General features: G+C 70.2%; 5 protein-coding genes and 1 pseudogene. 2 read left to right on the top strand and 4 right to left on the bottom strand.

Annotated features, from left to right (window positions below; translation table 11 throughout):
- Nucleotides 1-246 (bottom strand): annotated as a pseudogene (locus ACLP25_RS29195) (hypothetical protein); the annotation flags it as partial.
- A gap of 10 nt (nucleotides 247-256) precedes the next feature.
- Entirely contained in the window at nucleotides 257-2,788 is a 2,532-nt protein-coding gene (gene hrpB, locus ACLP25_RS29190; RefSeq protein WP_442472595.1) for an ATP-dependent helicase HrpB, read from the bottom strand.
- 100 nt (nucleotides 2,789-2,888) lie between these two features.
- Between hrpB and ACLP25_RS29185 the strand changes: the two genes are divergently transcribed.
- Complete coding sequence (locus ACLP25_RS29185; RefSeq protein WP_442472594.1) at nucleotides 2,889-3,248, top strand: glyoxalase; 360 nt, start codon at nucleotides 2,889-2,891, stop codon at nucleotides 3,246-3,248.
- A 46-nt stretch (nucleotides 3,249-3,294) separates the two neighbouring features.
- On the opposite strand, the gene rplA is transcribed toward ACLP25_RS29185, so the two are convergent.
- Both rplA and rplK read right to left on the bottom strand, forming a co-directional pair.
- Complete coding sequence (gene rplA, locus ACLP25_RS29180) at nucleotides 3,295-4,008, bottom strand: 50S ribosomal protein L1 (RefSeq protein ID WP_442472593.1); 714 nt, start codon at nucleotides 4,006-4,008, stop codon at nucleotides 3,295-3,297.
- 3 nt (nucleotides 4,009-4,011) lie between these two features.
- Nucleotides 4,012-4,458: a 50S ribosomal protein L11 gene (gene rplK / locus ACLP25_RS29175; RefSeq protein ID WP_442472592.1), complete on the bottom strand. Its 447-nt coding sequence runs from the start codon at nucleotides 4,456-4,458 to the stop codon at nucleotides 4,012-4,014.
- Nucleotides 4,459-4,707: 249 nt separating this feature from the next.
- On the opposite strand from rplK, the gene ACLP25_RS29170 reads away from it, so the two are divergent.
- Nucleotides 4,708-4,976 (top strand): helix-turn-helix domain-containing protein (locus tag ACLP25_RS29170; protein WP_442472591.1); only part of this gene is annotated, 269 nt, incomplete at its 3' end.

The following is a 4,976-nucleotide window of genomic DNA, read 5'->3' as shown; positions in this document are numbered from 1 at the left end:
CGAGAACACCCCCGTCGCATAACCGTACACCAGCACCCCCAACAGCTTTCCCGGATGGTGCGCCGCCGACCCAGCGCCCCGATAAGCGCCCACCATCGCGCGCAGATCGAGCCCCTCGATCCCCTCGACAACAAAACGCGCCAGATGCCGCTCCGGCAGCCACTCGTCCACCGACGGCGGCCAAACGCCCGGAAGCAGTGATTCGCGGAGCCCTGCTATCGGCCCGCGGTGTCTCGCGTCGGACATCTTTCGGACCTCACGTCCCTCGGGGCTTGGCTCGCGACGTCGGCGCTGCGCCCGCCGGGTCCTCCGGCCAGAAGTGTCGCGGATAGCGGCCGCGAAGGTCCGAGCGCACCGCGGCCCAGGAGCCGCGCCAGAAGCCCGGCAGGTCGCGGGTGATCTGGATCGGCCGATGCGCCGGCGAGAGGAGATGCAGGGTCAGCGGTATCTTTCCGCCCGCGACCGTCGGGTGCTCCGCGAGGCCGAACAACTCCTGCACGCGCAGCGCGATCGACGGGCCGCCCTCGGTTTCGTAGTCGATCGACGCGGCGTTGCCGGTCGGCGCGTGGAAATGGGTCGGCGCCTCGGCGTCGAGGCGGCGCGCGAGGTCCCAGGGTAAAAGGGCGTGCAGCGCGTTCGAAAGATCGTCGGCCCCGATCTGGTCGAGGCGGGTTTTTCCGACGAGGAACGGCGCGAGCCATTCGGGATCGGCGGCGAGCGCCTCGTCCGACAGGTCCGGCCAAGCGTCGCCCTCGGCGCGGCGGACGAACAGCACGCGATCGCGCCACTGCTTGAGCGCCTTGCTCCACGGCAGCCGGCCGACTCCCAGCGCCAGCACGCCGCGCGCCAGCGCCGTGGCGCTCGCTTCGTCCGCCGGAACCGCTAGCGTCTGCTCGGCGAGCGTCAGCGCCCCGAGCCGCCGGCGGCGACGCGCCCGCAACGAGGTCGACGCGCGGTCGAACAACAGCTCATCCGCCGTCTCGATCGAAGGCCCTGTGACCGCCTCGATGTCGGCTGCGCTCAGCGGGGCGGCGAGCAGAATGCGCGCCGAGGCCGCGCGTCCGACGACCTCCCCGATCGCGAGATAGGGCTCGCCGGCGAGCGGATCGTGCGGATCGAGCGCCGCCGCACGCCCGTTGGCCATGAGGAACTCGCCGCGCTTTCCGCGCGCCATGGCGATGCGGTCCGGGTAGGCCGAGGCGAGAAGGGCGCCAGGGAGACCCTCACCCCCAGCCCCTCTCCCCGAGGGAGAGGGGAGCGCGCCCTTCTCCCCCAGAGACAAGGGGACCGAAGGCCGGGGGAGCGCCTCCGCCGCCCTCTGCGCCAGCGCCCGCGCCAGCCGCCGCGCATCGTCGGCGCGCTGCGAGCGGTCGCGGCGGAAGGCTTCGAGGCGTGTCGTCAGGTCGACCGCGTCGCCGCCGAGGCCGCGCTCGGTGATGAGCACCGCGATCTCGGCGGCGGCGCGCGCTTCGCCCGCACGCGCCGCGTCGACCACCATGCGCGCGAGGCGCGGCGGCAGCGCGAGGCGCGCAACCGCCCGGCCCTCGTCGGTGACGCGGCCGTCGGCGTCGATCGCCCCGATTTCGCCGAGCAGCGACCGCGCCTCATTGAGCGCGCCGCGCGGCGGCGGATCGAGGAAGGCGAGCCTCGTCGGGTCGGTCTCGCCCCAGACTGCACAGTCGAGCAGGAAGCCGGAGAGATCGGCGGACAGGATTTCGGGCGCGGCGTAAGGCGTGAGGCCGCCGGTCGCCGCCTCCTCCCACAGCCGGTAGCAGACTCCCGGCTCGACGCGGCCGGCGCGGCCGCGCCGCTGGTCCGCGTTGGCGCGCGAGACCCGCACCGGTTCGCGCCGCGTCAGGCCGATGTCGGGCTCGTAGCGGGGAACGCGCATGAGTCCGCTGTCGATCACGACCCGCACGCCTTCGATCGTCAGCGAGGTCTCGGCGATCGAGGTCGCGAGCACGATCTTGCGCCGGCCAGGCGGCGCGGGCTCGACGGCGCGGTCCTGCGCGCTCGCGTCCATCGCGCCGTAGAGGTTCGCGATGTCGACGTCGGGGCGCTTGATCCGCGCTTCCAGCATCTCGGCGACGCGTCGGATCTCGCCCTGCCCCGGCAAAAAGACGAGCATCGAGCCGGTCTCGCGATCGAGCGCCTCAAGCGTCGCTTGCGCGACCTCGTCCTCGATCCGCGCCCGCGGATCGCGGCCGACATAGCGCGTGACGACCGGAAAGGCGCGCCCAGAACTCTCGATCAGCGGGGCGTCGCCGAGCAGGCTCTGCACCCGCGCGCCGTCGAGCGTCGCCGACATGACGAGGATGCGCAGATCCTCCCTGAGCGCGTTCTGTGCGTCGAGCGCGAGCGCGAGCCCCAGGTCGGCGTCGAGCGAGCGCTCGTGGAACTCGTCGAACAGCACGCAGGCGACGCCGTCGAGCGCCGGATCGTCGAGGATCATGCGGGCGAACACGCCCTCGGTGACGACCTCGAGACGCGTGCGCTTCGAGACGAGACTCTGCAATCGGACACGCAGGCCGATCGTCTCGCCGACTTTTTCATCGAGCGTGGCGGCCATGCGGGCGGCGGCGGCGCGCGCGGCGAGGCGGCGCGGTTCGAGCACGATGAGCCGTCCGTCTTTGGCCCAGGACTCGTCGAGGAGGGCGAGCGGGGCGCGCGTCGTCTTGCCCGCGCCGGGCGGCGCGACCAGCACCGCGCGCGTGTGCGCCGCGAGCGCCGCCTCGAGGTCGGGCAGCGCCTCGTCGATCGGAAGACGAAATCGCGGATCGAGCGTCATAATCTGGACCAAGGCGTGCGAAACCGTGGGGCGCGTTCGCTCTCGGACGACCCGTCCCTTCGCGTCAAGAGCGCGCGTCAAGATGCCCGGAAGGCGCTCCATGGAGCAGCGGCTGGTCGCGATTCTGCCCTGCAACGTCCTCGACGCGGCGCAGGCGTTCTTCGAGCGGCTCGGCTTCCGGCTCAAACCGGGCAGTCTCTCCGACTACCGGATGCTTGCCGACGGCCTCGGCGGCGAAATCCATCTCAACCCGGCGGTCGAAGGGTGGCTCCAGCCCGGCCGCAATCCTTTCGGTCTTTATCTCTATCGGGAGGATGTGGACGACGACGCCGCGACATTTGCGGGAGAAGCGCTCGGCGCGCCCGAGGACAAGCCCTGGGGCATGTATGAATTCGCGCTCAACGGACCGGACGACACGCTGGTTCGGGTCGGCTGGCCGAGCCGCCTGCGCCAGCCATGAAAGCGGCGGGCTTTCGCGCCCGCCGTTCGAGTTTCGCCAGCGGACCTTACGAGCCTACCGAGGTCGGCGTGCTGAGCGTCGAGAGGTCCACCCGGACGCCCGGGCCCATGGTCGAGGAGACCGCGGCGCGGAGCAGGTAGTGGCCCTTGGCGCCGGCAGGCTTGGCGCGGTTCACCGCTTCGACGAAGGCGCGGATGTTCTGGGCGAGTTTGTCATCGCCGAACGAGACCTTGCCGACCGAGCCCTGCACGATGCCGGCCTTCTCGGCGCGGAATTCCACCGCGCCGCCCTTGGAGGCCACGACCGCGGCCTTCACATCCATGGTCACCGTGCCGACCTTCGGGTTCGGCATCAGGCCACGCGGGCCCAAAACCTTGCCGAGACGGCCGACGAGCGGCATGAGGTCCGGCGTGGCGATGCAGCGGTCGAAGTCGATCTCACCGCCTTGGACGGCGGCCACGAGGTCCTCGGCGCCGACGATGTCGGCTCCGGCTTCCTTGGCTTCGTCCGCCTTCGCCCCGCGGGCGAACCCCGCGACGCGCAGCGTGCGGCCGGTGCCGTTCGGCAGGTTGACGACGCCGCGGACCATCTGGTCGGCGTGCTTCGGGTCGACCCCGAGGTTGAGCGCGAGTTCGACCGTCTCGTCGAACTTGGCCTTGGCGCCGGTCTTGACCAGCTTCACCGCCTCGTCGAGCGGATAGAGCTTGGTGCGTTCGACTGCCTCGCGGGCGTTCTTGATTCGCTTGCCGTGCTTGGACATGGTTTACTCCACCACCTGCAGGCCCATCGAACGGGCGGAGCCTTCGATCATCTTCATCGCGGACTCGATCGAGTCGCAGTTGAGATCGACGATCTTTTTCTCGGCGATCTCGCGCACCTGCTCGCGCGTCACCTTGCCGACGAAGCCGCGGCCCGGCGTCTTGGAGCCGGAGGCCGGCTTCTTGCCGAGCTTGAGGTTGGCGGCCTTCTTCAGCCAGAAGGTCACCGGCGGCTGACGCATCTCAAAGGTGAACGAGCGGTCCTGATAGGCGGTGATGACGACCGGAATCGGCGAGCCCTTCTCCATCTGCGCGGTGCGCGCGTTGAAGGCCTTGCAGAATTCCATGATGTTGAGGCCGCGTTGGCCGAGCGCGGGACCGATGGGGGGCGACGGGTTAGCCGCGCCCGCCGGCACTCGCAGTTTGATATAGCCGACGATTTTCTTCGCCATGATGCTGCTCCAAATGCGACGCGGCCCTCGGGGCTAGGGCCCCGAAGACGCGCCAGGTTGCAGGTTCGTGGTGCGAACGTATGACCCCCACTGGCGGCGCGGGCGTTCTTCCACGGCTGAGGAGCGGGCTGATAGCAGGTTTGCCGGCGGGGGGCAACTCCGGCACAGTGCGCTGTTACAGCCAAGTTCGAATGTCCGCTTTGAGCAGAGTTGAGATGTCCCCTTTTTTGGCAGCGGAAGGGGGTTGGCGTGAACGGGGACGTTTTGGCGTTGAGCGGGGCGGAGCGGGAACGGCTTGACGTGTTGCGGCGGCTGATGCGCGGCGAGCTGCGCCAGGCTCGCGCCGGGGAGCTTTTGGGCATTGGCGCTCGGCAAGTGAAGCGTCTGGTTCGCAGCTATCGTGGCGAAGGCGAGGCGAGCGTGGTGTCGCGCCGGCGGGGAAAGCCGTCGAACAACCGGCTCGACGGGGCGACGATCGCCACGATCGAAGCGGCGCTGCGGCCGCGCTACGCCGATTT

The organism is Roseiarcus sp., assembly GCF_052145395.1.
GTDB lineage: Bacteria > Pseudomonadota > Alphaproteobacteria > Rhizobiales > Beijerinckiaceae > Roseiarcus.
Note: the sequence above shows the minus strand (reverse complement) of the source record. Positions and strands in the feature narration are given on the sequence as shown.

Excerpts from the sequence above, each read along its gene's own strand:
- rplK (WP_442472592.1), bottom strand. The coding sequence starts at position 4,458 with ATGGCGAAGAAAATCGTCGGCTATATCAAACTGCGAGTGCCGGCGGGC.
- ACLP25_RS29185 (WP_442472594.1), top strand. The coding sequence starts at position 2,889 with ATGGAGCAGCGGCTGGTCGCGATTCTGCCCTGCAACGTCCTCGACGCG.
- hrpB (WP_442472595.1), bottom strand. The coding sequence starts at position 2,788 with ATGACGCTCGATCCGCGATTTCGTCTTCCGATCGACGAGGCGCTGCCC.
- rplA (WP_442472593.1), bottom strand. The coding sequence starts at position 4,008 with ATGTCCAAGCACGGCAAGCGAATCAAGAACGCCCGCGAGGCAGTCGAA.